Annotated in this window: 26 protein-coding genes; 10 read left to right on the top strand and 16 right to left on the bottom strand. The window is 35.6% G+C overall.

Annotated features, from left to right (window positions below):
• Window positions 1-12 precede the first annotated feature (12 nt).
• From QWY90_RS13725 to QWY90_RS13690, 8 genes are all read left to right on the top strand, one after another.
• A complete protein-coding gene (locus QWY90_RS13725; RefSeq protein WP_290286568.1) occupies window positions 13-621 on the top strand; it encodes a uroporphyrinogen-III synthase in 609 nt (202 codons plus the stop codon).
• Between the two features lies 1 nt (window position 622).
• The gene (gene hemE / locus QWY90_RS13720) at window positions 623-1648 is read left to right on the top strand and encodes a uroporphyrinogen decarboxylase (protein WP_290286566.1); all 1026 of its coding nucleotides are present in this window, start codon (window positions 623-625) and stop codon (window positions 1646-1648) included.
• Window positions 1648-2196 (top strand): GNAT family N-acetyltransferase, encoded by a 549-nt coding sequence (locus QWY90_RS13715; protein ID WP_290286565.1) that lies wholly within the window; start codon window positions 1648-1650, stop codon window positions 2194-2196. The genes hemE and QWY90_RS13715 overlap by 1 nt, the downstream gene beginning before the upstream one ends.
• Complete coding sequence (gene hemF, locus QWY90_RS13710) at window positions 2186-3088, top strand: oxygen-dependent coproporphyrinogen oxidase (RefSeq protein WP_290286564.1); 903 nt, start codon at window positions 2186-2188, stop codon at window positions 3086-3088. The genes QWY90_RS13715 and hemF overlap by 11 nt, the downstream gene beginning before the upstream one ends.
• Window positions 3089-3147: 59 nt before the next feature.
• A complete protein-coding gene (hemB, locus tag QWY90_RS13705; protein WP_290286562.1) occupies window positions 3148-4140 on the top strand; it encodes a porphobilinogen synthase in 993 nt (330 codons plus the stop codon).
• Window positions 4141-4325: 185 nt separating this feature from the next.
• Window positions 4326-4694 carry a c-type cytochrome gene (locus QWY90_RS13700; protein WP_290286561.1) on the top strand — a complete coding sequence of 123 codons (369 nt, stop codon included), beginning with the start codon at window positions 4326-4328 and terminating at the stop codon, window positions 4692-4694.
• Window positions 4695-4713: 19 nt separating this feature from the next.
• Complete coding sequence (locus tag QWY90_RS13695; protein ID WP_290286560.1) at window positions 4714-5184, top strand: methylated-DNA--[protein]-cysteine S-methyltransferase; 471 nt, start codon at window positions 4714-4716, stop codon at window positions 5182-5184.
• A gap of 66 nt (window positions 5185-5250) precedes the next feature.
• Window positions 5251-5964, top strand: a complete 714-nt coding sequence (locus QWY90_RS13690; RefSeq protein ID WP_290286559.1) for a 3'-5' exonuclease — start codon at window positions 5251-5253, stop codon at window positions 5962-5964.
• Window positions 5965-6016: 52 nt separating this feature from the next.
• On the opposite strand, the gene QWY90_RS13685 is transcribed toward QWY90_RS13690, so the two are convergent.
• Window positions 6017-8962, bottom strand: coding sequence for a S8 family serine peptidase (locus tag QWY90_RS13685; RefSeq protein ID WP_290286558.1), 2946 nt, complete (start codon window positions 8960-8962; stop codon window positions 6017-6019).
• A gap of 196 nt (window positions 8963-9158) precedes the next feature.
• On the opposite strand from QWY90_RS13685, the gene QWY90_RS13680 reads away from it, so the two are divergent.
• Together QWY90_RS13680 and QWY90_RS13675 are read left to right on the top strand one after the other, a co-directional pair.
• On the top strand, window positions 9159-10598 hold the full coding sequence (locus tag QWY90_RS13680; RefSeq protein WP_290286556.1) for a nucleoside recognition domain-containing protein: 1440 nt from the start codon (window positions 9159-9161) through the stop codon (window positions 10596-10598).
• Window positions 10599-10618: 20 nt separating this feature from the next.
• Window positions 10619-11008: a hypothetical protein gene (locus QWY90_RS13675; protein ID WP_290286554.1), complete on the top strand. Its 390-nt coding sequence runs from the start codon at window positions 10619-10621 to the stop codon at window positions 11006-11008.
• Here the strand turns inward: QWY90_RS13675 and QWY90_RS13670 are convergent.
• From QWY90_RS13670 to hisD, 15 genes are all read right to left on the bottom strand, one after another.
• Window positions 10998-11654: a 3-oxoacid CoA-transferase subunit B gene (locus QWY90_RS13670; RefSeq protein WP_290286553.1), complete on the bottom strand. Its 657-nt coding sequence runs from the start codon at window positions 11652-11654 to the stop codon at window positions 10998-11000. The two genes, QWY90_RS13675 and QWY90_RS13670, sit on opposite strands and share 11 nt — an antisense overlap.
• Before the next feature lie 34 nt (window positions 11655-11688).
• A complete protein-coding gene (locus QWY90_RS13665) occupies window positions 11689-12042 on the bottom strand; it encodes a four helix bundle protein (RefSeq protein ID WP_290286552.1) in 354 nt (117 codons plus the stop codon).
• 31 nt (window positions 12043-12073) lie between these two features.
• Entirely contained in the window at window positions 12074-12772 is a 699-nt protein-coding gene (locus QWY90_RS13660) for a CoA transferase subunit A (RefSeq protein WP_290286551.1), read from the bottom strand.
• Window positions 12773-12879: 107 nt separating this feature from the next.
• On the bottom strand, window positions 12880-15189 hold the full coding sequence (locus tag QWY90_RS13655) for a penicillin-binding protein 1A (protein WP_290286550.1): 2310 nt from the start codon (window positions 15187-15189) through the stop codon (window positions 12880-12882).
• A gap of 4 nt (window positions 15190-15193) precedes the next feature.
• A complete protein-coding gene (locus QWY90_RS13650) occupies window positions 15194-15679 on the bottom strand; it encodes a gliding motility lipoprotein GldH (protein WP_290286549.1) in 486 nt (161 codons plus the stop codon).
• Window positions 15663-16946 carry a PSP1 domain-containing protein gene (locus QWY90_RS13645; RefSeq protein WP_290286548.1) on the bottom strand — a complete coding sequence of 428 codons (1284 nt, stop codon included), beginning with the start codon at window positions 16944-16946 and terminating at the stop codon, window positions 15663-15665. Before QWY90_RS13645 ends, QWY90_RS13650 begins: the two co-directional genes overlap by 17 nt.
• A gap of 160 nt (window positions 16947-17106) precedes the next feature.
• Entirely contained in the window at window positions 17107-18465 is a 1359-nt protein-coding gene (gene trhO / locus QWY90_RS13640; RefSeq protein WP_290286547.1) for an oxygen-dependent tRNA uridine(34) hydroxylase TrhO, read from the bottom strand.
• Between the two features lie 182 nt (window positions 18466-18647).
• Entirely contained in the window at window positions 18648-19058 is a 411-nt protein-coding gene (locus QWY90_RS13635; RefSeq protein ID WP_290286544.1) for a BrxA/BrxB family bacilliredoxin, read from the bottom strand.
• Between the two features lie 130 nt (window positions 19059-19188).
• Window positions 19189-19782: a bifunctional phosphoribosyl-AMP cyclohydrolase/phosphoribosyl-ATP diphosphatase HisIE gene (gene hisIE / locus QWY90_RS13630; protein WP_290286542.1), complete on the bottom strand. Its 594-nt coding sequence runs from the start codon at window positions 19780-19782 to the stop codon at window positions 19189-19191.
• Complete coding sequence (gene hisF / locus QWY90_RS13625; RefSeq protein ID WP_290286540.1) at window positions 19779-20531, bottom strand: imidazole glycerol phosphate synthase subunit HisF; 753 nt, start codon at window positions 20529-20531, stop codon at window positions 19779-19781. The genes hisIE and hisF overlap by 4 nt, the downstream gene beginning before the upstream one ends.
• Complete coding sequence (hisA, locus tag QWY90_RS13620) at window positions 20525-21238, bottom strand: 1-(5-phosphoribosyl)-5-[(5-phosphoribosylamino)methylideneamino]imidazole-4-carboxamide isomerase (RefSeq protein WP_290286539.1); 714 nt, start codon at window positions 21236-21238, stop codon at window positions 20525-20527. Before hisA ends, hisF begins: the two co-directional genes overlap by 7 nt.
• 98 nt (window positions 21239-21336) lie before the next feature.
• A complete protein-coding gene (gene hisH / locus QWY90_RS13615) occupies window positions 21337-21915 on the bottom strand; it encodes an imidazole glycerol phosphate synthase subunit HisH (RefSeq protein WP_290286538.1) in 579 nt (192 codons plus the stop codon).
• Window positions 21912-23003, bottom strand: coding sequence for a bifunctional histidinol-phosphatase/imidazoleglycerol-phosphate dehydratase HisB (gene hisB, locus QWY90_RS13610; RefSeq protein ID WP_290286536.1), 1092 nt, complete (start codon window positions 23001-23003; stop codon window positions 21912-21914). The genes hisH and hisB overlap by 4 nt, the downstream gene beginning before the upstream one ends.
• Window positions 23000-24013, bottom strand: a complete 1014-nt coding sequence (gene hisC / locus QWY90_RS13605; RefSeq protein WP_290286535.1) for a histidinol-phosphate transaminase — start codon at window positions 24011-24013, stop codon at window positions 23000-23002. Before hisC ends, hisB begins: the two co-directional genes overlap by 4 nt.
• Window positions 24006-25295, bottom strand: a complete 1290-nt coding sequence (gene hisD / locus QWY90_RS13600) for a histidinol dehydrogenase (protein ID WP_290286534.1) — start codon at window positions 25293-25295, stop codon at window positions 24006-24008. Before hisD ends, hisC begins: the two co-directional genes overlap by 8 nt.
• Between the last annotated feature and the right edge of the window lies 1 nt (window position 25296).

Genomic DNA, 25296 nt, shown 5'->3' with positions numbered 1-25296 from the left:
CAAAAGCAGTTAATGTTAAGCGCGAATTTTACAATATTTGAAGAAGATTTTATCAGCATTCAAAGAAAAATATTTGAAATTGATTCAATGAACGACTATTTGATTTTTACCAGTCAAAATGCAGTCGAAAGCGTTCTTCGAAATAATAAAATAGCCGAAATTAAAACCAAAAAATGTTTTTGTGTAGGCGAAAAAACAAAGGCAATATTAAAACAAAATGATTTTCAAGTTATCGAATATTCAGATTATGCTGCTGAATTAGCTTCTATTATTTGTAACCAATATTCAAAAAATAGTTTCACTTTTTTCTGCGGAACTATTCGAAGAGATGTTTTGCCAGAAGCTTTACAGTTAGCTAAAATTAAATTAAATGAATTTGAGGTTTACGAAACGCTTTTGACATCATATAAAATTGATTTTGTGCCTAATGGTATTTTGTTTTTCAGTCCGTCAGCAGTAGAAAGTTATTTACAGGAGAATAAAATTGAAGATGAAATTTGCTTTTGCATTGGCAACACAACAGCCGAAGCTTTAAAATATGTAACACCAAATATAATTATTGCGAATCAACCCAATATTGAAAATACCACAATGAAAAGTATCGAATATTATAGACAATAAAATGATTAAAAACGACCTTTTTTTAAGAGCCCTAAATAACGAAACCGTTGAACGTCCACCAGTTTGGATGATGCGTCAAGCCGGAAGATATTTACCAGAGTTCAGAGCTTTGCGCGACAAATATGATTTCTTTACTCGTTGCGAAACTCCGGAATTAGCAGCCGAAATTACAGTTCAGCCCATCCGAATTGTAAAACCAGATGCTGCAATTTTGTTTTCGGATATTCTAGTTGTGCCACGCGCAATGGGAATTCACGTTGAACTAAAAGACAATTTGGGCCCAATTATTCCAAATCCGATTCGCTCAATGGAAGATGTAAATAAAACCTTTGTTCCCGATGTTCACGAAACTTTAGGTTACGTTTTCGACGCCATAAAATTAACCAAAGAAATGTTGAATGATGAGGTTCCATTAATTGGTTTTGCAGGTTCACCATGGACGATTTTCTGTTATGCTGTTGAAGGGAAGGGTTCTAAAAGTTTTGATACCGCCAAAGGATTTTGTTTTTCAAATCCAGTTGCGGCGCATACATTATTGCAAAAAATTACAGACACTACAATTCTATATTTAAAAGAAAAAGTAAAAGCAGGCTGTAATGCTATTCAGATTTTTGATTCTTGGGGCGGTATGTTATCACCAGTTGACTATCAGGAATTCTCATGGAAATACATCAACCAAATCGTTGATGCTTTAGCAGAAGACACTAAAGTAATTGTATTCGGAAAAGGATGTTGGTTTGCTTTGAACGATATGGCAAAGAGTAAGGCATCAGCGCTAGGAGTTGACTGGACTTGTTCTCCAAGAAACGCCCGATATTTATCTGGCGGTAAAATCACATTGCAAGGAAATTTTGACCCAAGTCGATTACTTTCCCCAATTCCAACCATCAAAAAAATGGTGCATGAAATGATTAATGAATTCGGAAAAGACAATTACATAGTAAACCTTGGTCACGGAATTTTACCAAATATTCCGGTTGATCATGCCAAAGCTTTTGTGGAAGCTGTGAAAGAATATAAATCGTAATGAAATTCGAAAACTGGAAAATAGAATCAATTCAAAATATTCTTCCTGAAGAGTTTTTTAAACTTATCATTAAGAATAAGAACCACATAGAGAAAACATTTCCGGTTACTGTTTCCAGTTGTTCGGATATAGATAAAACAACCAATTTTATTGCGTTGAATGTTAAAAAGGAAGTAAATAATGAAGGTTATTATTTCTACATAAGGAATACAGAAACCAATATTTTGATTGGATATGTTTGTATTAAAAACGTCAACAATGATATTCTCAAATGTGAATTAGCCTATTTTATTGATGCTGATTTTGAAGGGGAAGGAATTATTTCAAATGCAGTTTATCAAATAATAACATTTTGTTTTACCAAATTAGGGATGAATAAAGTGTATATCTGCACTTCAAAAATCAATTATGGAAGCCAAAGAATCGCTCTAAAACATGGTTTTCAGGAAGAAGGAATTTTACGTGAGGAATTCAAAAACCAAGAAGGAGTTTTAGAAGACATAGTTTATTTTGGATTATTGAAATCAGAGTATTATAATGAAAAATAAATTCTATCAATACATACTCCAACTCCAAGACCAAATCACTTCCGGTATAGAAGCGGTTGATGGCGTTGCTAAATTCCGTGAAGACATTTGGGAACGACCAGAAGGAGGTGGCGGAAGAACGCGTGTGATTGAAAATGGAAATGTTTTTGAAAAAGGAGGTGTAAACATTTCGGCTGTTCACGGTAAATTACCAGAAGCCATGCAGAAGATGTTCAACGTTGGAGAAGCCGATTTTTTTGCCTGCGGATTGAGCTTGGTCATTCATCCAAAAAGCCCTATGGTGCCAACCGTTCATGCCAATTGGAGATATTTTGAAATGTACGATGCTGCTGGAAATATAATAAATTCGTGGTTTGGTGGTGGACAGGATTTAACGCCATATTATCTGTTTGAAGAAGACGCAAAACATTTTCATCAAACCTGTAAGAGCGCTTGCGACAAACACAATCCAGAATTTTATCCAAAATACAAAAAACAATGCGACACTTATTTCTGGAACGCACACCGAAAAGAAGCGCGCGGAATAGGCGGTTTGTTCTTTGATTATTGTAAAGAGTCAGCAGAAATGACAATGGAAAATTGGTTTAACTTTGTTTCGGAAGTTGGCAATAGTTTCCTAGAAGCTTACGTCCCAATTGTTGAAAAAAGAAAAGATTTAGAGTATACTGAAGCACAAAAAAACTGGCAGGAAATCCGTCGTGGTCGCTATGTCGAATTCAATTTGGTGCACGACAAAGGAACTTTATTTGGTTTAAAAACCAATGGAAGAATCGAATCCATCTTGATGAGTTTACCACCGCATGTGCAATGGGTATACGACCATCATCCAGAAGTCGGAAGCGAGGAAGAAAAATTAATTAAAGTATTAGAAAATCCAATAAACTGGATTTAAAAAAGGTAAACAAACATTCGCTTTGCGCCTCTGTGCCTTTGCGAGAAAAACTAAAAATTATGTTCCCACTACAAAGAGGCAGAAGACTAAGAGCAAACGAAAGTATTCGTTCTTTAGTTCGCGAAACAACTTTAAGTCCAAGTGATTTTATGTTCCCAATGTTCATTACAGAAGGCGAAAACTATCAATCCGAAATTCCATCAATGGTTGGAATTTACCGTCGTTCAATTGACTTAACTGTAAAAGAAGTAAAAGAAATATTTGCTCTCGGAATCCGAGCCATAAACATTTATGTAAAAGTTGATGAAAGCCTAAAAGACAATACCGGAAAAGAAGCATGGAATCCAAACGGATTAATGCAGCAAGCCATTAAAGCTATCAAAGCAGCTTGCCCGGAAATGATTGTTATGCCTGATGTGGCTTTAGATCCATACTCAATTTATGGTCACGATGGCCTCATTGAAAACGGAGATATCGCCAACGATGCAACTAACGAAGCTCTCGTTAAAATGGCAGTTTCTCACGCTCAAGCCGGAGCCGATTTTGTAGCACCAAGTGACATGATGGACGGAAGAGTTTTAAGACTGCGTCAAGGATTAGATGCTGCCGGATTTTCAAATGTTGGTATTATGAGTTATTCTGCTAAGTATGCTTCGGCATTTTATGGTCCGTTTCGAGATGCTTTAGATAGCGCACCAGTTGATAATGCCGAAATTCCAAAAGACAAAAAGACCTATCAAATGGATTATGCCAACCGCATCGAAGCCATCAAAGAAGCACTTATGGATGTTGAAGAAGGTGCCGACATGGTAATGGTAAAACCCGGAATTGCTTATTTGGATATCGTTCGCGAAGTCAAAAATGCCGTTAATGTTCCGGTAACTGTCTTTCATGTTTCGGGCGAATATGCTATGATTAAAGCAGCTTCAGAAAGAGGTTGGCTCGATCACGACAAGATTATGATGGAACAATTGATGTGCATCAAGCGTGCTGGCGCGAGTTTGATTTCGACTTATTTTGCAAAGGAAGCAGCTATATTATTAAACAAATAAATAGACCGCAAATTCGCGAATTTTAGGTAAATTTTTAGGAGCGTAAGGTTTGGGCTTTATTAGTGTTCCATGTTCCCGCTTTCCGTTATATTTTTACACCTGTCAGGTTTTCAAAAACCTGACAGGTGTAAAAGATACCACTGCAATCGGGGCTATTAGAAAAACGTATTGAATTTTTGTAAACCATGAAAAAACTATTCTTAATTATAACGATACTACTTTTAGTTTCGTGCCAAAACAAGCAAGAGAAAAAAGAAAATTCCGTTCATGAAACAGCGGTAACAGTTTCTGGACAAGAACTTTTTGAAGGCGAAGGCAATTGCATTGCTTGTCACAAACCGGATCAAAAAATAATTGGACCAAGCTTACAGGATATTGCTAAAATCTACAAAACCCAAAAAGGAAGCATTGTTGCATTTCTAAAAGAAGAAAGCGACCCAATCGTTGATCCAAGTCAATACGACATTATGAAAACCAATTTCGCTATTACTAAAAGTATGAACGACGACCAATTGAAGGCTTTGGAAGGTTATATTTATAGCTTTTCAAAATAATATTTGATAACTTTATCAAATGGAAACAGCCTTTATAGAATCACCACTCGGAATCACAAAAATTGTTGGAGATGAAAATGGTATTGCTGTAATATCTATTTTAAGCGAAGGAGTAATTACTGTCAAAATCCCAAAGAATCTTAAAGAATGTGTTAGCCAACTGCAGGAATATTTTAAAGGACAACGACATCATTTTGATTTCAAACTCAATCCACAAGGAACCGATTTTCAGCAAAAAGTATGGCATGAATTACTCAATATTCCTTTCGGCAAAACCATATCTTATCTTGATTTATCCAAAAAACTAGGTGATGTAAAAGCCATTCGAGCTGTTGCGTCTGCCAATGGAAGAAATCCGCTTTGGATTGTAGTTCCTTGTCATCGCGTTATCGGAACTGACGGCTCACTAACCGGTTATGCCGGCGGCTTGTGGCGTAAAAAATGGTTGTTGGAACACGAAAATCCATCAGCACAGCAATCACTTTTTTAAACTTTTTCTTTCATATTTCAATTACAATACTTAATTTTAAGTCCGTAAATTCCTAAATTTAGTAATATGATAGAAAAGATAAATCTCAATAGCATCCTTTTTTTCGATATTGAAACCGTTCCCGAAACGGAAAATTTTAATGAATTGGATAAAGACATGAAAGAACTTTGGGAGCAAAAAACCCAATATCAAAGACGTGATGAATTTACTCCAGAAGACTTTTATGACCGCGCTGGAATTTGGGCTGAGTTTGGAATAATTGTTTGTATTTCCGTAGGCTATTTCGTCAACAAAGGAGACATCAGAAATTTTAGAGTAACCTCTTTTTTTGGCGATGAGAAAAAGATTTTAAAAGATTTTTCTAATTTGTTAGATACTCATTTTAACCAAGCGCAACATGTTTTATGTGGACACAATGCCAAAGAATTTGACATTCCGTTTATTGCACGTCGAATGATTATCAACCAAATTGCTATTCCAACCAAATTGAATTTATTTGGAAAAAAACCATGGGAAATTCCACATTTGGACACATTGGAATTATGGAAATTTGGCGATTACAAACATTTCACCTCGTTAAAATTACTAACAAAAATTCTCGGAATTCCATCTCCTAAAGGAGATATTGATGGCAGTCAGGTCGCCCATGTTTTTTATGTTGAAAAAGACATCGATAGAATTGTAATCTATTGCGAAAAAGATGTGATTGCTGTAGCACAAATATTTCTCCGACTACGACGGGAAGATTTATTGATAGATGACGAAATTATTCATGTATAAAAAAAGTCCTCACACTTTAAATGCGAGGACTTTTTGTTAGAAAAGGTTACGATTAGTTTCTTCTCAAAATTATCTTTTTAGTAATCGAACCTTGTTCATTTTCGATGTTAACTAAATACAATCCGTCTTGAAGATTTTCAATTCCGAAAGAAGTGTAAACTTCACTTGTTTCTTTCGAAAGAATTTGTCTTCCTTGGATATCATATAATTTTATAGTTGCTTTATCTGTTAAGGCCGGAATTGCAACATTTACAATGCCTTTTGTTGGATTAGGATAAACGCTACTGTTTAAAAAAGGGTTAGTCACTACACTTAATACATTTTCAACTCTACACAAGTTGATACTAAAGTTATTGATAGTTCCACCATCTTCATTATTATGATCAAGAACTCTTAAAATCCATTCGCCGTCAGCAGGTAAAGTATTTAGAGAACTTAAAGCATCAACGGGAGCAATATTTCCTGTAATTGCTGGAGTTCCACTACAAGCAGAAACGCCTCCATCATCATCCATAGTACAATTTATGTTTTGATTAGCACCACAAGGAATATCCAATAGGGTAATAATTGGCGTTCCAATAGAAGCAGGACCTTCAAGAGTTACTGTTATATCACCAATCCAAGTATGAGTAATATCCATATTTACATTAATATCACCTATAGTATATCCGCCAGTAATGGTCAAAGGAACATATGCTTCGGAGTTTGGAGTAGTACCAATAACATTGTTAGAATAATCTGTTGCTGTAAAAGTTTGGTCGCAAGATAATGTGCCAGTTGCAAATGAATAAACAGTTGCATTGGCTGCTAATCCATCTCCGCAGTTATTAGAGGGAATTACTCTCCAATAATATCTTGTTGCTTGACTTAATCCAGAAAGATTGTATTCATTAATTGTTACAACATCATTTATTACAAAACTTGTAAAGTTTGGAGATAAAGAAACTTGAACAGAATAGCTTTGTGCATTGGCTTGACTGTTCCATGTTAAATCAGTAGTTGTAGATAATCCTGATTGTCCGTTTGTAGGGTTTTGAAGAGCAATTGATTGAAAAGCAGCATTATAAATACGTAAAGACTTATATCTAGTTTCTGTCTCGGTTGCATTGGTTCCTCTTATTCCAACAAAATATTCATTAGGAATAACATTTGATAATCCAGAAATTGTCATTGTAACTGTTCCAGCAGCACTTAACGATGTTGGTGAAAACGAAGCTGTTGCTCCAGTTGGCAAATCAACAGCAGAGAAAGTTGTTGCTCCCGAACCTGTTTGGCTATAATTAAAAGTATATACTGCATTTTGATTAGCACAAACGCTTAAATTATCAGAAGTTGAATTAATAGCAAATGAGGAATTTATACCCGTAATTATAAGAGAATATTTTTGACTTCCTGTTACTAAAGTTCCTTTTGAACTAACGGTTATTGTATATTGTCCTGCAGTTGGAGCGTCAATTTTTACTTGCTCTACATTGTCTACAGAATTGTCTCCTGTTCTAATTGCCGGTGAGCTTGGGTCAGGATTCATTCTCCAAGGAAAATAGGTCGTAGTATTTTTTGTAATTCTAATATCAAGATCATTTACTAATGCTGGTGTTGTATCATTTGCAGGCAATGTTCCATTGTTTATTGCTCCAGGAAGATCTGTCCATGTAATTGAAGCAATTAAAGGAGCCGTCCCATTTGAATTCACCGTCATGGTAAAAGCACGTCCGGTATTAAGATTCTCTTCCGAAATCCATGAAGTTAATCCATTAGCGTTTATAGTTTCCACTGCTTTTTTTGCGTTTAATAAACCCCATCCAAAATTAGGGTCTGGTCCAACATCTCCTGCATCATCAGCCGTATGACATGCTAAACCTTTTAGTGTTGCAGCACGCATAAAGTTATTTGTAAAATTTTTGTAATGTTGTTGAACTAAAACTAAAGTCCCTGCAACATTTGGTGAAGCCATAGAAGTTCCGGATATTGCCGCTGTTGCAGTATTACTAGTATTGCTTGTTGAGGTCAAGTTTTCTCCATTTCCAGTGATGTCTGGTTTTACCCTAAAGTCATCTGTTGGTCCTTGACTACTAAAAGAACTGATAGATACGTTTGCAGGATTTACTGTCCCATCAGCTGCTACAGTTACATCAGCACAACTGGCTACAACTAAATTGTTTTTAGCTGTTTTATTACTTACTAGTTTATCATACCCAAACAAAAGAGGTTCTAAATTATCATTATTTGTTCCATCATTTCCAGCCGACATTACTGCCAGATAATAAGGAGCATTATAAGCAAGTTCATCCCAAATATAAGCATCGGAAGAATAAGATCCGATAAGCCAAGATGGTAAAGTTGTTCCGTTACTTGTGATAGGAACACCATAAGAGTGATTGGAGATAAGCATTCCAAGTTGTGCTTCCGAGATCGCTTCTGAATCATCTAAATCCCAGTTGAATGTTCGGGCATTGGCTTGATATGCCATTCCTTTTACTGTAGCCGGCGTTGCACTAGCAACCATAGTCCCACAAACGTGAGTCGAATGCATAACTGTTGTTGCATTTGTTGGGTCGTCAATTACAGTAACTCTCCCACCAAAAGCAGTGTGAGTTGTTCTAACATTTCCACCGTCCCATTCTCTAACAACCATTCCTTGTCCATTTAAATTTAAACCAAGACTACCTCCAGTGTTTAAATGATTTGCTCTGGTAGATTTTGCCGCATTTACATTTTGTGTCGAATAATAAATAGGCAATCCTTCGGGAGAAAGTCTCATTAATTCAGAAAAATTCCCATCTGTATTTTTGATTATAAGCGGCCAGTTTTTTTGTAGCGCAACTGCAATTGCTTTTCGTTTATCAGCTTCTTGTTTTTTTCTATAAAAATCTTCGGTGTTTTTAAGCTTTGCCATATCATAGTTGGCAATAATTTTTTTGACATCAGCCTGTGATTGTGCAATAATAGTATTCGAAACAAAAATAAATGCTAGGAATATAAAGAAGTTCTTTTTCATAATTTTATTGAGATGGTAGTTGTATTAGTAAAAATCCAGCAAATATAACAACACTATACTAATATCCGTATTTTATTAACAAATATTCATCAAAATCTAACATTTGTTTAGCACTTCATAAATGCTGTAAATAAAAATCGGCTTTAATTTTTTAATTCAAAAATGATTAAATGCTATATTTACAAAAAAACAACTTATGGTTTTGAGTAGATTTTGGTTGGCTATTTTTGTTTCGTCCATAGCTTTTGTACTATTTAGTTTGAGTATTGGAAGTAGCTACACTATTGATAATGTATTGAATGGAAAAAAAGATGACCCTATTTTAATTTCCGAAAAATACCTTGAACAAATGCCAAAATTTATCATGGACAGCCTCAAAAAAGCACCTGAACAGACCATGATTATCAATAGAGATACGCTCAATGCCGATACTACTTATGTTTATAAAGCTAAGACTGTTAAAATTTATTCGGGTGTTCAAAAATCGGACGGATTGTTGCCAACCTGCAAAAACAGCTTACTCGATTTAATTCTACCGCTGATTGCGTATTTGGCTTTTTTCTGTGGACTAATGCAGTTGCTAATCGACTCTGGAGCATCTGAAAAATTAGCTAAAAAACTTAGTCCAGTTTTCTCAAAAATCTTCCCGTCTATTCCAAAAAATCATGAATCCATTTCTTATATGACTTTAAATTTTGCTGCTAACTTTCTAGGATTAGATTCAGCTGCAACACCATTTGGATTAAAAGCCATGCAGAGTTTACAAGAGCTCAATCCCGAGAAAGATAAGGCAAGCGACGCACAAATTATGTTTATGTGTTTGCACGCAGCGGGATTAACATTGATTCCAACTTCTATCATAGGTTATCGTGCTGCTGAAAATGCTAGTAATCCTGCTGATGTGATGTTGCCCTGTATTATCACCTCATTTATTGGAACGATTGCGGCATTTTTAATTGTCGGAATTCGACAAAAAATCAACTTTAAAAGCGCTTCTTTAGTGGTTGCACTGATGGTAATTATTGCGGCAATTGTGGGATTATTATTTTATGTTAACAGATTGGATTTGATTGGTAAAAATGCTTTTACTTCTAATCTTTCAGGCTTGATGCTGGTCGCAATCATTGGTTTTACATTGGTTTTTTCATTCATTCATGAGAAAAAATTTGTAGAAAAAGACACGACTATTTTTGATGCTTTTGTTACTGGCGCCAACAATGGTTTAAAAACCGGAGTTACCATTTTCCCATATGTAATGGGAATGTTGGTGGCGATTTCCTTCTTTAGAAATAGTGGTTTGTTTGAAATAATCAGTAACGGAATATCCTTTGTATTTTCCAATATTGGTGTAAGCAAACAAATTACAGATTCATTGCCGGTTGCGATGTTAAGACCTTTTAGTTCTGGCGGTTCACGCGGTTTTATGATTGATTCTATGCGAACCTTTGGACCAGATTCTTTTACCGGAAGATTGAGTTGTATTTTCCAATGCAGTGCCGAAACTACTTTTTATGTCATCGCGGTTTACTTTGGAAGTATCAATGTTAAGAATACACGATACACACTTGGCACGATGCTTTTAGTTGATTTGGTTTGTGTAATTACTGCTATTTTTGTGGCAAGTTGGTTTTTTTAAAATATAAAACAGAAATTTCAATGTCGTTTACCGAAACCTTTACCCATTTTTATAACCATGTCAAAGCGAGTTTGGCTGATGGAACTTTTGCCAAATTGACCATGGCTAAAACTATTGGAAATACTGATTTGATGAACATTTACGTTCGCCCGATTGTAGATGAAGGTATTTTGAAACTAGAACTTAAATACAAATTCCAGCAGGAAGAAGTAATCGAAATTCATACTATCGACGCAGCTCGTGACAAGTTGGTTACGTATATCAATAATCCTTTTTTGTCGGCGATATTATTCACCACTGAGTTTGATTTAACGTATAAACTGAATAAAAAACGAGCGGTCAGTATCACTGAAAAAGCGAACACTTTTGGAAATGCTTCAGAAGTTTTATTGGAGTATCTTAATCAATAATCATCTCCGGAATTTCTCCTTCAATAATTAAATCGGCTTCAGTCGACGCTATAATATGTTCTACAGAAACGCCAGGCGCGCGCTCTAAAAGTTTGAAACCTTTTGGAGTAATTTCTAAAACTGCCAATTCAGTAACGACTTTTTTAACGCAACCAACTCCGGTTAATGGCAGCGTACATTTTTTTAGAATTTTGCTTTCGCCGGCTTTATTCACGTGCATCATGGCAACGATTATATTTTCGGCAGAAGCTACTAAATCCATGGCGCCTCCCATTCCTTTTACCATTTTCCCTGGGATTTTCCAGTTGGCAATATCACCATTTTCGGCAACTTCCATCGCACCAAGAATCGTCAAATCTACTTTTTGGCTGCGAATCATTCCAAAACTAAACGCCGAATCAAAGAAACTGGCTCCCGGCAAAGTCGTTATGGTTTGTTTTCCGGCATTGATGATATCGGCATCTTCTTCACCTTCAAACGGAAATGGGCCCATTCCGAGAACGCCATTTTCACTTTGAAATTCTACTGAAATATCATTACGAACATAGTTAGCCACCAAGGTTGGGATTCCAATTCCTAAGTTAACATAATAGCGGTCTTTAACTTCTTTGGCTATTCGTTTTGCGATGTCGTTTTTATCTAACATAATTTGATGATTTGATGATTTGAAAATTTGAAAATTAGGGCTTCTTGCTTGAAGAGATAATTTTGGATATAATCAAATTTATAGATTGTATTTCTTGATGTAATTCTTGACTAGGATTTGGATAAAATTCAGATTCTTTGCATAATGTTAACCAATATTGAACTTCATCAGCTTCTTTGACGGCAATTTTAAATTTATGTATGAAGTCGGCTCTGCTCTCTGCATTTTGAGCTTCTCTTATATTCGCTCCAATTGATGTACCACTTCTGAAAATTTGAGACGCCATTTCAAAACGGTTTGTTTGACGAATTTCTTCAGAAAAAGAAATTATCTTCAAAGCAAATTCAAAACTCATTTTTACAATTAAATTGTCTTTGTCGTTCCTCATCTTCAAATTTTCAAATTAGCTAATTTTCAAATTATCTTTTTCTGGTTGTGCGTTGCTCGATTCTTTTTTCAAATTTTTCGCCTTGGAATATGCGTTGAACTAATATACCTGGAATGTGTATTTGATTCGGGTCGAGTGAACCTACAGGTAATAATTCTTCTACCTCAGCAATGGTAGTTTTTGCTGCACCGGCCATACAAGCGTTGAAGTTTCGGGCTGTTCCTTTAAAAATAAGGTTTCCCGCTTCGTCGCCTTTCCATGCTTTTACTATGGAGAAATCAGCTTTGTAGGCCAATTCCATTACGTGCATTTTCCCGTTGAATTCTCGTGTTTCTTTTCCTTCTGCCACTTCAGTTCCGTAACCTGCTGGAGTGAAAAAAGCTGGAATTCCAGCTTGAGCAGCGCGACATTTTTCGGCTAAAGTTCCTTGTGGTGTTAACTCAACATCAAGTTCTCCGGAAAGCATTTGACGTTCAAATTCGGCATTTTCTCCAACATAGGAAGAAATCATTTTTTTGATTTGTCTTTTTTGTAAAAGTAGACCAAGACCAAAATCATCAACACCGGCATTATTTGATATGCAGGTTAATCCTGTGATTTCTTTTTTTACTAATTCAGCAATACTATTTTCTGGAATACCGCAAAGGCCAAAGCCACCAAGCATTATAGTCATATTGTCTTCGATGCCTTGTAATGCTTCTTGTACGGAGTTTACTTTTTTGTTAATCATAGTTGTCTATTATTCTGTTTTTTTAGCCCTGATGGTAGCGGCATCCTTTTTCTCGTTTCTTTAACGAGGAAAAGATATAGCGGACAGCAGGAAACAGCTCCTAAATTTTACAATCCAAATTCATCTGTGTTTTGTTCTTCTTCCGGAGGAAGTGCAGTCGAGTCAACTTCTACTTTTCTTGGCGTCCAGCAATCTACTTTTATCGAAAGATTATCCGGTCTTTCAAATGGATCTTTTGAAATCAGCAAATCTTTATCTTCATAGCATTTTTTCATCATATATCCCCAAATTGGTAAAGCAGCCGTTGCACCTTGACCATATGTAATTCCTTTGAAACGAGCAGAACGGTCTTCGCAACCCACCCAAACTCCGGTAACCAAATTAGGCACCATTCCGATAAACCAACCATCCGATTGATTTTGAGAAGTTCCTGTTTTCCCTGCAATTGGATTCGTAAACATGTATGGGTAACCTGTCCAACGATTGTCGCCACTTCCGCCACCTTGCGTTCTAAGACGTACTCCGGAACCTTCTTCGGTTACACCTTCTAAAAGTTTGATGACCGCATAAGCGATGTCTTTATTCAAGACATCATGTGTTTCCGGAACTGGTTCGTATAGCACTACACCATTTTTATCTTCAATTCTGCTGATGAATTGTGGTTTGATATAAACACCTTGGTTGGCAAAAGTGCTGTAAGCTGCCACCATGTCTTCAACAGTAATTTCTACGGCACCAAGTGCGATAGAAGGTTGCACAGGAATATCTGATTTCACTCCTAATTTTTTGGTTAAGGCAACTACAGCTTCGGGACCAACTTTATCCATCAATTTTGCGGAAACGGTATTGATAGAATTAGCCAATGCTTTTTTCAAAGTTACCATTCCGCGGTATTTATTATCGGAGTTTTTTGGCGTCCAGGCTTCGGTAACGTGATGTCTTCCAACCGGAATTGTAAACGGTGAATCGATAATAGAATCGCAGGGCGACATGCCTAATTGCTCGATTGCTGTGGCGTAAACAAAAGGTTTGAAAGTCGAGCCCACTTGACGGGCGCCTTGTCCAACGTGGTCGTATTGAAAATATTTATAATCAATTCCACCAACCCAAGCCTTGATATGACCCGTTTTTGGTTCCATTGACATTACACCAGTTTGAAGAAAATGTTTGTAATAGCGAATCGAGTCAATAGGCTTCATAATTGTATCGATTTCACCATTCCAGGAGAATATTTTCATTTTGGTTGGTACTTGGAATGAAGCCGTAATTTCTTCGTCTGATTTGTCATCTTCTTTCATGATTCTCCATCGGTCAGATGACTTCATGGCTTTGTCCATGATTCTTTGTGTTTCTTCGGGTGTGATTTTTAAAAACGGGGCATTTTTATTGTCTTTTTGTTCCGCAAAGAATTCCTTTTGTAAATTTTTCATGTGTGCCGCAACGGCTTCTTCGGCATGTTCTTGAATCTTTGAATCTATTGTAGTATAAATTTTTAAACCATCGCTATAAATATCCCAATCACTTCCGTCTGATTTTTTATTTTCTTTCGCCCAGTTTTTCATGTATTCGCGAAGGAATTCTCTAAAATAAGTTGCAGTTCCTTCTTTATGACTTTCTGGATGAAAGTGTAACACAATAGGTTGAGCAGCCAATTTGTCTTTGGTTGCTTTATCCAAAATACCATTTCTAACCATTTGACCTAGAACCGTATTTCTTCTCAAACGCACTTTTTCTATGCGACGTAAAGGATTATACAATGAAGGGTTTTTAAGCATTCCAACAAACATTGCTGCTTCGTCAACAGTCAAATCGCGAGGTTCTTTGCCAAAATATACTTTGGAAGCAGAACGGATTCCAACAGCTGTATTTACAAAATCGGCTTTGTTAAGATACATTGCGATAATTTCGTTTTTGGTATATTGACGTTCTAATTTAACTGCAATAATCCATTCTTTTACTTTTTGGATAACACGAAAAAGTTTAAAAGTTGAACCTTCACCATGGAATAATAATTTGGCTAACTGTTGGGTTAATGTACTGGCTCCACCATTGGAACCTAATTTTAAAGCAGCACCAAAAGTTCTTCGGGCATCAATTCCGGAATGTTCATAAAAACGCTCATCTTCTGTAGCGACTAAAGCTTTGACCAAACTTTGTGGTAAATCCTCATATTTTATTGGTGTTCTGTTTTCGTTGTAAAATTTCCCAATCGTTATTCCATCAGAAGAAATAACTTCGGTGGCTAAATTTGATTCTGGATTCTCTAAATCTTCAAACGAAGGCATACTTCCAAAAAATCCCCAGGATGCTAGGGTGAAAAACAAAGCCGTTACTCCAAGTCCATAAAAGAACAACTTCCAAAATTTCTTTTGGTAGTACTTAATGTCTTTAACTGTAGTATTATTTTTTTGTGCCATAATTTTATTCTGTAGATTCTATTCTAAAACCAACATCAGTTATTCCTGGAAGTGTTGTTACACCTTCAATTTTTCCGGTTTGTCTTGTTGCTTGTTGTATGTGAATTTTATAAATTCCTTTTTGAGTAAAGTTTGTTTTCCCTTTATAAAAAAGTTTACTTTCTTTAATATCCGAAAAGCCATCTCCTAGAAGTGTGCCATCGGGATTTGTCATTTGGTATTCCAAAGTATCTACTTTAACCTTATGGTTTGGTTGCTCTAAGGAAACAATCAGGAATAAATTATTGAATGGATAATCGTCGTTATCTCTAACATTTACATACAAATTAAAGAATTTTTTGGAGTCTAATTTTGGCAATTCAAAAGTCACGATGCTATCTTTATGCCAAGTTTTACCAACCGATTTATATTCATCGAAAACTCTTTTTTTATCACAAGAAATAACCAAAAGCAGGATTAAAATAAAAAGGATGCTATTCTTTATTTTCATTCTTTTTTATAATTATAGGTTTTTTGTCTGCTGGTTTCTGAGTTTGTTTTTGTCCTTGACCTTGCTCTTTTTTCTGGTTTTGGTTTGGATTTATCTTGACTCCGTTTGGTCTCGCATCGGGTTGATTGGAAACCTTGCTTTTATTTTTGTTTCGGTTTTTATTTTTGCTCTTTTTGGGTTGGTCAAATCGGGTTAGACTTTCTTGTCCCATTGCATTGTTAAAATCCTTTTCAGGTTCAGCAACCGTTTCAATAGCAAAATCTTCAAGAGAACTTACTTTTTTGTTTTGTTTGTTTTCGGCTATTATTTCCTTGACTTGCTCAATGTTTAAAACGTGCCAATTCGCAAAATTATCTGTATAAGCGAACCACATTAAGCCTTTAAAAATATCTTGTTTTTGGCAAATGGCATCGCCTTTTTCTGTTTTTAATTTGGTTTCAAAATCAGGAAAACCTTTTAAAGCATCTAAGTAAGTATCTAATTCGTAGTTCAAACAACATTTTAATTTACCGCATTGTCCTGCTAATTTTTGCGGATTTAAAGACAGTTGTTGGTAACGCGCAGCCGAAGTATTTACGCTACGGAAATCCGTCAACCAAGTTGAACAACATAGTTCTCTACCACATGAACCAATGCCGCCAAGACGAGACGCTTCTTGACGCAGACCAACTTGTTTCATTTCAATTCTGGTGCTGAATACTCGGGAATAATCTTTTATTAAAAGTCGAAAATCAACTCTGTCGTTTGCGGTATAATAAAAAGTAACTTTGGATCCATCTCCTTGAAATTCGATATCCGAAATTTTCATTTCCAATTTGTGAGTGATTGCTAATTCACGCGCTTTCACTTTCATTGGTTCTTCTTTATCTCGAGAATCGCTCCAAATATCAATATCTCTTTGTGATGCTTTTCGATATATTTTGGCAATATCCGGACCGGAATGATTCACGCCCTTTTTCTTCATTTGAATTTTCACCAATTCTCCGGTTAAAGTTACAATACCCACATCATGTCCTGGAGAAGCTTCAGTCGCAACAACATCGCCAATGCTAAGTGTGAGTTTTTCGGTATTGCGAAAAAATTCTTTTCTACCGTTTTTGAAGCGAACTTCAACACAGTCGAAAGCAGTTTCCCCGTTTGGTAAACTCATATTGGCTAACCAATCAAAAACCGTTAATTTGTTGCAGCTATCGGTGCCGCAAGTCCCATTATTTTTGCATCCTTTAGGTGCGCCACCATCAGATGTTGAACAACTTTGACAAGCCATAATTATATATGTAGTGTTGCAAAAAGCAACTTATAATTCATAAAACGATTAATTGGTAAAGATAGTATTTTAAAAAAATAAATTACAATAAAAAAATCCCAAATTCTGATTGCTTTTTTCAGCCAAAATTTAGGATTTTGTATTTTAAAAATGAATAAGTTTAGGAGATAATCTTAAACAATTTATCCGATAAACGAATTCGGAATGGCAAACTCATTGTGACTTTATCGCCAATTTTTGCTATAGTATTTTCACTTCCGTTGACGAACATTTTTTCGATAACCATTTCTTCGTTTCCGGTTGTTGACCCTGAAATTAAGATTTTATCACCAATAGTTACCTCCTGATTTTCGATAATGAAAAGTCCGACAGCTGCTTTTACATAATAATGTTCTGCTTTTCCGATTAAGACTTTTTTGATTTTTATTTTCTGTCTGATGTCTTTTGGTTTTTCGGCAATAGCCAAAGATGTATCCGAAAGTTCACCCGAATGTTTGAAAAGTAATTTATCTGATTTCCCTTTTCTGAAAATCATGTTTCCGTTTTTTACCCCACGACGCAATTTCACTTGATCAACCAATGACATGTGAATGATTTCTTGACATTCGACAGAACAACAGTTCTCCATCGCAGCTTTACATTCATCACATTGTATGAACAATAAATGACAGCCTTCGTTTTCACAATTGGTGTGATTGTCGCAAGGTTTTCCGCATTGATGGCATTGCGAAACTATATCGTCAGTAATTCTTTCGCCAAGGCGATGGTCAAAAACGAAATTCTTTCCAATGAATTTACTTTCTATACCTTCTTCTTTAATTTGCTTGGCATAATTGATAATGCCGCCTTCTAACTGAAATACATTTTTAAAACCTTGATGTTTGAAATAAGCCGAAGCTTTTTCGCAACGAATCCCACCAGTGCAATACATCACCAGATTTTTATCTTCTTTGTGATTTTGAAGTTGCTCGTTGATGATTGGTAAACTTTCTCTGAAAGTCTCCACATCCGGAGTTATAGCGCCTTTGAAATGGCCAATTTCGCTTTCATAATGATTTCTAAAATCGACAACAATGGTATTTGGGTCTTCTAAAATCTGATTGAATTCCTTTGCTTTTAAGTGCACCCCAATATTGGTAACGTCAAAAGTTTCGTCGTTTAATCCGTCGGCTACAATTTTGTCACGGACTTTTACGGTCAGTTTCAAAAAGGAATGATCGTCTTGTTCGACAGCTACATTTAAACGGATGTTTTTCATGAAGTCATACACTTCTAATGTTTCGCGAAAAGCTTCAATGTTTTCTGCCGGAACCGACATTTGGGCATTGATTCCTTCTTTGGCTACATAAGTTCTGCCAAGAGCATCGAGCTTGTTCCATTCGATAAATAAATTGTCGCGAAATTGTTTTGGATCTTCAATTTTGGCATACGCATAGAAAGACAAAGTAAGTCGTTGTTTGCCGGCTTGATCAATAAGTTCGGCTCTTTCTTCTGCGCTTAAGGTGTTATACAGTTGCATGCTATAAACGTTTAAGTGAGAAATATTTCTGAACTCTAAATGGAAGAATTCGGTACAAATTTAGAATTTTATTCTAAAATTACAACTATAAAAAAATTAGCCACAGATTCACAGATTAATAATAAAAATCTGTGAATCTGTGGCTAAATAATTCCTTACGACCTAGTGTCTTTGTGGCAAGTTTAACAGAATTCTGCGTAAGCGTCTTTCAGGTTTTCAGCAATCATTTCAGCAGGACGACCTTCAATGTGATGACGTTCTAACATGTGAACCAATTCGCCATTTTTGAATAATGCCATACTTGGTGATGATGGTGGAAAAGGGAACATGTGCTGGCGGGCAGCATCAACCGCTTCTTTATCAACACCGGCAAAAACAGTTACTAAATGGTCGGGTTTTTTTGTGCCATCTAAACTCATTTTTGCTCCCGGACGTGCGTTTCTTGCCGCACAACCACAAACCGAATTTACAACTACAAGTGTTGTTCCTTCTGCTTTAATAGCATTTTCTACAGCCTCTGCATTATATAAATCTTGAAAACCAGCGGCAGTTAATTCGGCACGCATTGGTAATACCATTTCTTCTGGATACATAATTTTTAATTTAGGATTAAGGAATTAGGATTACTTGATTTAATCTACCGCAAAGATAATGAGAATTCTATTTTTAAATTTTAAAGAAATGATAAAGATTTGTTATTCTTAAATAGCCTTAAAGCTAATATTATCTATTTTTCATTCTGTCTTTTAAAATGGTTTCTACATTTTCCAATCCAAAACCTTTAGCTTTTAACAACACTAAATAGTGAAATAACAAATCGGCCGCTTCATTTAAAAACAAATCTTGATTATCATCTTTAGCTTCAATAACTAATTCAACTGCTTCTTCTCCCACTTTTTGTGCCATTTTATTGATTCCTTTCTTAAAAAGAGATGCGACATACGACTCTGAACTTGGGTTTGAAATGCGTTCTTCAATCACATTTTCCAATTCATTAAGAAATGAAATTTGAGGCTCATTTGCAAAGCAAGAAGTCGTTCCGTTGTGGCACGTTGGTCCGTTTGGGATGACTTGAATCAATAATGCATCGTTATCGCAATCTTCTTTTATGGAAACTACATTTAGAAAATTACCCGAAGTTTCCCCTTTGGTCCACAATCTGTTTTTGCTTCGACTAAAAAAAGTTACGGTATTTTCTTCTTGTGTTTTTTGCAACGCTTCTTCATTCATATAGCCTAACATCAAAACTTGCTGCGTTTGGTTGTCTTGAATGATAACAGGAATTAATCCGTTGTTTTTTGAGAAATCTAAATTCATCTAATGGGAATATTTTGGGTTTTTAAAATGTTTTTTAACTTAGAAATTGGCACTTCATTAAAGTGAAAAATACTTGCTGCTAAACCAGCACTGACTTTGGTTTTGGTAAATAATTCAACAAAATGGTCAACTTTTCCTGCACCACCTGAAGCAATTACCGGAATGGAAACGGCTTTACAAATAGCATTGGTAATTTCTAATGCAAATCCGTTTTTGGAACCATCGTTGTTCATGGAAGTTACTAATAGTTCTCCGGCACCAAGTTGTTCAACTTTTTGTGCCCAATCAATGGCTAAAATTCCAGTGGATTCGGTTCCGCCTTTGACAAAAACATACCAATCGTTTTCTTGTTTTTTTATGTCAATGGCGACTACTAAACTCTGACTTCCAAAAGCCTCCGAAATTTCAGTAATCAGCTCCGGATTCAAAACGGCAGCCGAATTAATACTCACTTTATCTGCTCCGGATTGCAATAATAATCTCGCATCATCAACTGATTGAATGCCTCCGCCAACGGTAAACGGAATATTGATTTCTTTGGACAATTGCGTTACCATTTTGGCTAAAGTTTTTCGTTTTTCTAAAGTGGCGCTGATATCTAAAAACACCAATTCATCTGCTCCGTTTTTAGAATAAAATGAAGCTAATTCAACAGGATTTCCAGCGTCTTTCAGTTCCAAAAATTGAACTCCTTTAACTACGCGACCGTCTTTAATATCCAAACACGGAATGATTCTTTTCTTTAACATAAATCTCTAAGCTTTTCAATTTTTATAGTGCCTTCATACAAAGCTTTTCCAATGATGGCGCCTTCACAACCCATCGTTTTTAGCAATTTTAAATCGGATAAAGTTGTAACGCCACCGCTTGCAATTAGATTTACTTTGGCCTTAATTAAAATAGCTGAATACAATTCATTAGATGTTCCTTGAAGCATTCCGTCTTTAGAAATGTCGGTGCAAATTACTGTTGAAATTCCTTTAGACACATAGTCAGAAATATATTCAATCACATCAAGTTCCGATGTTTCCAACCAGCCTTGAGTGGCAATTTTCCGATTTAGACAATCAGCTCCTAAAATGATTTTTTCGCTTCCAAATTCATTCAACCATTGTAAAAATTCTACTGGATTATTTGCGGCAATACTTCCGCCGGTAATTTGATTTGCGCCATTTTCAAATGCAATTTCAAGATCTTTTCTTTGCTTTAATCCGCCGCCAAAATCGATTTTCAAATTCGTTTTGGTTGCAATTTGATACAATACTTTATGATTGATAATTTGGTGTGATTTTGCTCCATCTAAGTCGACTAAATGTAAATATTGGATGCCGTTGTCTTCAAAATATTTGGCAACTTCCAAAGGGTTTTCGTTGTAGATTTTCTGGGTGTTGTAATCACCTTTAGTCAATCGGACGCATTTTCCGTTGATGATGTCTATGGCTGGAATGATTCTCATAATAATATTTTCTATTGATTTTTTAAACCATTAAGGTATTAAGTTTCATTAAGACTTAATTATCTTAATACCTTAATGGTTTAAAACTTTTTATATGTTTATAGTTTTAAAAAGTTCAGTAATAATTCTTCGCCAACCTGTGATGATTTTTCGGGATGAAATTGTGTAGCGTAAAAATTATCCTTTTGCATCGAAGCACTAAACGGAACGATGTAATCGCAAATGGCTGTCGTTTCATTACTAATTTCGGCATAATAACTGTGTACAAAATAAAAATCTTCGTCAGTTGAAATACCGTTGAATAATTCTGATTTTGTATTAGAAATTGTATTCCAACCCATATGCGGCACTTTTGATTTTGGTTCAAATTTCTTTACTGTTGCTTCAAAAATGCCTAAACATTTTGTGTTGCCTTCTTCCGAAAATTGACATAATAATTGTTGTCCGAGGCAAATGCCCAAAACGGGTTGTGTTAGGTTTTTTATTACTTTGTCCAAACCTTTTTCTTTTAAATACCGCATCGCCGAACTTGCTTCGCCCACACCAGGAAAAATCACTTTTTCAGCTTTTTTTAAAATCGTTTCATCATCGGTAACGATGCACGAATAACCTAACCGTTCAACGGCATTTTTCACTGAAGTAATGTTACCAGCGTTGTATTTTACAATTGCTATCATAGAATTCCTTTTGTGCTTGGAATGCCGTTTGTCCCGTCTTTTTGAATTGCCATTTTTATAGCTTTCGCAAATGCCTTAAAAATAGATTCTATTTTGTGGTGTTCGTTTTCGCCTTCTGATTTGATATTCAAATTACATTTGGCACCATCGCAAAATGATTTAAAAAAATGAGAAAACATCTCAGTCGGCATTTCGCCAATTTTTTCTCTATTAAATTTAGCATCCCAAACCAACCATGAACGACCACCAAAATCTATTGCTATTTGCGACAGACAATCGTCCATCGGCAATAAAAAGCCATAACGCGTAATCCCTTTTTTAGAACCCAAAGCTTGCGAGAAAACATCACCTAAAGCAATACCAACATCTTCAATGGTATGGTGTTCGTCAACATACAAATCTCCTTTTACAGTTATGTTCAAATCGATATTTCCGTGTTTTGCAATTTGGTCGAGCATGTGATCAAAAAATCCTAAACCAGTTTGAATGTTGCTTTTTCCATTGCCATCTAAATTTATTTCAACTGAAATTTCAGTTTCTTTTGTCTTGCGAATCAATTGAGCTACACGAGGTTGTTCTTTTAAAAATTTATAAATTATTTCCCATGATGTTGTTGATACAATCGCTCTTTCATTGGCTGTAGCCGAAATAAAAATCGCCTGACTTCCTAAGTTTTCTGCAAGTTGAATATCAGTAATACGATCACCAATTACAAACGAGTTTTTTAAGTCATAATTGCCTTTGATGTATTGTTGTAGCAATGCCGTTCCGGGTTTTCGGGTTGGTAAATTTTGTTCCGGAAACGAAGTGTCAATGATAATATCGGAAAATAAGATTCCTTCATTCTTAAAGGCTTTCAGCATCTTATTTTGTGCTGGCCAAAACGTGTTTTCCGGAAACGAATCGGTTCCCATTCCGTCTTGATTGGTCACCATAACCAACTCATAATCGAGTTCTTTGGCGATTCGAGATAAATACTGAAAAATCTGCGGATAAAACTCCAATTTTTCTAAACTATCCACTTGAAAATCGATAGGAGGTTCGATGATTAGGGTGCCATCTCTATCTATAAATAATACTTTTTTCATGATGTAAGTAATTGAAGTGCGCGCACTAATTGTTGATTCTCTTTTGGGGTGCCAATAGTAATTCGAATAGTGTTTTCAACTACCGAACTTCGGTTGCGTGTGATTATTTGTTGTTCGATTAAACTGTTGTAAATGGCGGTTGCATTTTCCATTTCGACCAATAAAAAATTGGCTTCTGAAGGATAAATTTTTATCACAAAATCCAAAGCCAAAAGAGATTGTTTAAGCAATTCACGTTCTGATTTTATCAATTGTATATTCGATTTAAAATTCGCTTCATCAGCAAGCGATTGAACAGCGGCTTCTTGGTTCAATTGACTCACATTGTAAGGCGGTTTTACCTTATTTATTACCGTAATAATTGTTTCATTGGCATAAGCAATTCCGACTCGAACAGCGGCCAAACCTCTTGCTTTACTGAACGTTTGAGACACAATCAAATTTGGATATTGTTTGATTTTCGTAACCAAAGAAGGTTGTTCGCTAAAGTCTATATAAGCTTCATCTAAAAATATTATTCCATTGAAATTTTTAATAATGTACTCCAAATTTTCTAATGAATTCCCCGTTGGATTATTTGGTGAACACAAGTATAAAATTTTGGCATTTTGTGCTAAAATAGTTTCTGAATTCAGTTGAAAGTTTTCGGTTAATGGGATTGAAATTATTTCCAGATTATTGATGTTCGCATAGACTTCATACACGCCATACGTTGGTGGACAAATGATAATTTTATCTTCATTCGGTTCACAAAAAACACGTTGAACCAAATCGATAATTTCATCACTTCCATTGCCAATTAAGATATTTTCGATTGCTACTTTATTTTGACTGCTTAAAATTTGTTTCAAACGCCATTGATAAGGATCGGGATAGCGATTTAAATTCCCAAACGGATTTTCATTAGCGTCTAAAAAGATACCTTGATTGCTTTTGTATTCATCTCGTGCACTTGAATAGGGCGTGAGCGAAAGAATATTTTTTCTAATTAAATTGTTGATATTATCCATTTTGTAATTTTTTTAATCGGATAGAAACAGCGTTTTTGTGAGCGTCTAATTGTTCCGCAGCAGCCATTAATTCTATTGTTGGTCCAAGGTTTTGAATACCTTTTGAGGTTAATTTTTGAAACGTAATTTTCTTTACAAAACTGTCTAACGATACGCCGCTATAATTCTTTGCATAACCGTTTGTTGGCAAGGTATGATTGGTTCCACTAGCATAATCTCCTGCACTTTCACAACTATAATTTCCAATAAAAACAGAACCAGCATTTTGAATTAAATCAATTTTGTTTTCAGCATCTTCAACCGCTAAAATCAAATGTTCTGGCGCATAAAAATTAGAGAATGCAATAGCAGTTTGAATATCTTCAAAAACCAAAGCCCGACTATTTTCTAATGCTTTTTCAACGGTTTTTTGTCGTGGTAAAATTGTCTTCTGATTTTCGATTGCCAATTTAACTTTCGTTATAATTTCTTCAGAATTGGAAACTAAAATAACCTGACTATCATCGCCGTGCTCAGCTTGCGAAAGTAAATCGGAAGCCACAAATTCAGGATCACAACTACTATCAGCAATGACTAATAATTCACTTGGTCCGGCTGGTAAATCGTTGGCTAAACCTAATTGTTGTGCATATTGTTTGGCAGCGGTTACATATTGATTTCCTGGTCCAAATAATTTAGACACAATTGGTATTTCATCAGTTCCCAATGTCATTGCGGCAATGGCTTGAATACCACCAACTTTATAAATTTTAGTTACGCCAGTAAGTTGTGCAGCATATAAAATAGCGGGATTAATGTTGCCGTTTTTATCTGGTGGCGAACACAAAATAATATTCTTACAGCCAGCAATTTTAGCGGGTATAGCCAACATCAAAACCGATGAAAACAATGGAGCAGTTCCGCCAGGTATATAAATCCCAATAGTATCGATGGCGCGACTTTCTCTCCAACAATAAACACCTGATGTGGTTTCTATTTTTGTTGGGATTTCTTTTTGGGCAATGTGGAATTTTGTGATGTTTTCTGTGGCGATTTGGATTGCTTCTTTTAAATCGGATGGAATTACTGCAGCAGCATTTTCAATTTCTGATGGTTTTACTTCGATATTTGCAATGGTTACACCATCAAAATAATGAGTGTATTTTTCTACTGCTTTGCTTCCATTTTTTTTAATATCATTAAAAATAGTTCTCACAGTTTCGTTTAAATCATCAGTTGCAACGGTTTTCCGTTTTGCTAATTCATTCCATTGTTCCGGTTTTGGATTTATATACGTTTTCATA

The organism is Flavobacterium paronense (assembly GCF_030409795.1).
GTDB classification, from domain to species: Bacteria; Bacteroidota; Bacteroidia; order Flavobacteriales; family Flavobacteriaceae; genus Flavobacterium; species Flavobacterium paronense.
The sequence above is the reverse complement of the archived record's forward strand: the minus strand, read 5'-3'. Positions and strand labels throughout refer to the sequence as shown.

Coding starts and splice junctions, on each gene's coding strand:
- hisD (WP_290286534.1), bottom strand. CDS start 25,295: ATGAAAACGTATATAAATCCAAAACCGGAACAATGGAATGAATTAGCA.
- hisB (WP_290286536.1), bottom strand. CDS start 23,003: ATGAAAAAAGTATTATTTATAGATAGAGATGGCACCCTAATCATCGAA.
- hemE (WP_290286566.1), top strand. CDS start 623: ATGATTAAAAACGACCTTTTTTTAAGAGCCCTAAATAACGAAACCGTT.
- QWY90_RS13700 (WP_290286561.1), top strand. CDS start 4,326: ATGAAAAAACTATTCTTAATTATAACGATACTACTTTTAGTTTCGTGC.
- hisIE (WP_290286542.1), bottom strand. CDS start 19,782: ATGAATTTAGATTTCTCAAAAAACAACGGATTAATTCCTGTTATCATT.
- QWY90_RS13645 (WP_290286548.1), bottom strand. CDS start 16,946: ATGGCTTGTCAAAGTTGTTCAACATCTGATGGTGGCGCACCTAAAGGA.
- QWY90_RS13695 (WP_290286560.1), top strand. CDS start 4,714: ATGGAAACAGCCTTTATAGAATCACCACTCGGAATCACAAAAATTGTT.
- QWY90_RS13635 (WP_290286544.1), bottom strand. CDS start 19,058: ATGTATCCAGAAGAAATGGTATTACCAATGCGTGCCGAATTAACTGCC.
- QWY90_RS13680 (WP_290286556.1), top strand. CDS start 9,159: ATGGTTTTGAGTAGATTTTGGTTGGCTATTTTTGTTTCGTCCATAGCT.
- QWY90_RS13725 (WP_290286568.1), top strand. CDS start 13: ATGTTAAGCGCGAATTTTACAATATTTGAAGAAGATTTTATCAGCATT.
- hemB (WP_290286562.1), top strand. CDS start 3,148: ATGTTCCCACTACAAAGAGGCAGAAGACTAAGAGCAAACGAAAGTATT.
- QWY90_RS13655 (WP_290286550.1), bottom strand. CDS start 15,189: ATGGCACAAAAAAATAATACTACAGTTAAAGACATTAAGTACTACCAA.
- hisC (WP_290286535.1), bottom strand. CDS start 24,013: ATGGATAATATCAACAATTTAATTAGAAAAAATATTCTTTCGCTCACG.
- trhO (WP_290286547.1), bottom strand. CDS start 18,465: ATGCAACTGTATAACACCTTAAGCGCAGAAGAAAGAGCCGAACTTATT.
- QWY90_RS13665 (WP_290286552.1), bottom strand. CDS start 12,042: ATGAGGAACGACAAAGACAATTTAATTGTAAAAATGAGTTTTGAATTT.
- QWY90_RS13670 (WP_290286553.1), bottom strand. CDS start 11,654: ATGTTAGATAAAAACGACATCGCAAAACGAATAGCCAAAGAAGTTAAA.
- hisF (WP_290286540.1), bottom strand. CDS start 20,531: ATGTTAAAGAAAAGAATCATTCCGTGTTTGGATATTAAAGACGGTCGC.
- hisA (WP_290286539.1), bottom strand. CDS start 21,238: ATGAGAATCATTCCAGCCATAGACATCATCAACGGAAAATGCGTCCGA.
- QWY90_RS13715 (WP_290286565.1), top strand. CDS start 1,648: ATGAAATTCGAAAACTGGAAAATAGAATCAATTCAAAATATTCTTCCT.
- hisH (WP_290286538.1), bottom strand. CDS start 21,915: ATGATAGCAATTGTAAAATACAACGCTGGTAACATTACTTCAGTGAAA.
- QWY90_RS13690 (WP_290286559.1), top strand. CDS start 5,251: ATGATAGAAAAGATAAATCTCAATAGCATCCTTTTTTTCGATATTGAA.
- QWY90_RS13650 (WP_290286549.1), bottom strand. CDS start 15,679: ATGAAAATAAAGAATAGCATCCTTTTTATTTTAATCCTGCTTTTGGTT.
- QWY90_RS13685 (WP_290286558.1), bottom strand. CDS start 8,962: ATGAAAAAGAACTTCTTTATATTCCTAGCATTTATTTTTGTTTCGAAT.
- QWY90_RS13660 (WP_290286551.1), bottom strand. CDS start 12,772: ATGATTAACAAAAAAGTAAACTCCGTACAAGAAGCATTACAAGGCATC.
- hemF (WP_290286564.1), top strand. CDS start 2,186: ATGAAAAATAAATTCTATCAATACATACTCCAACTCCAAGACCAAATC.
- QWY90_RS13675 (WP_290286554.1), top strand. CDS start 10,619: ATGTCGTTTACCGAAACCTTTACCCATTTTTATAACCATGTCAAAGCG.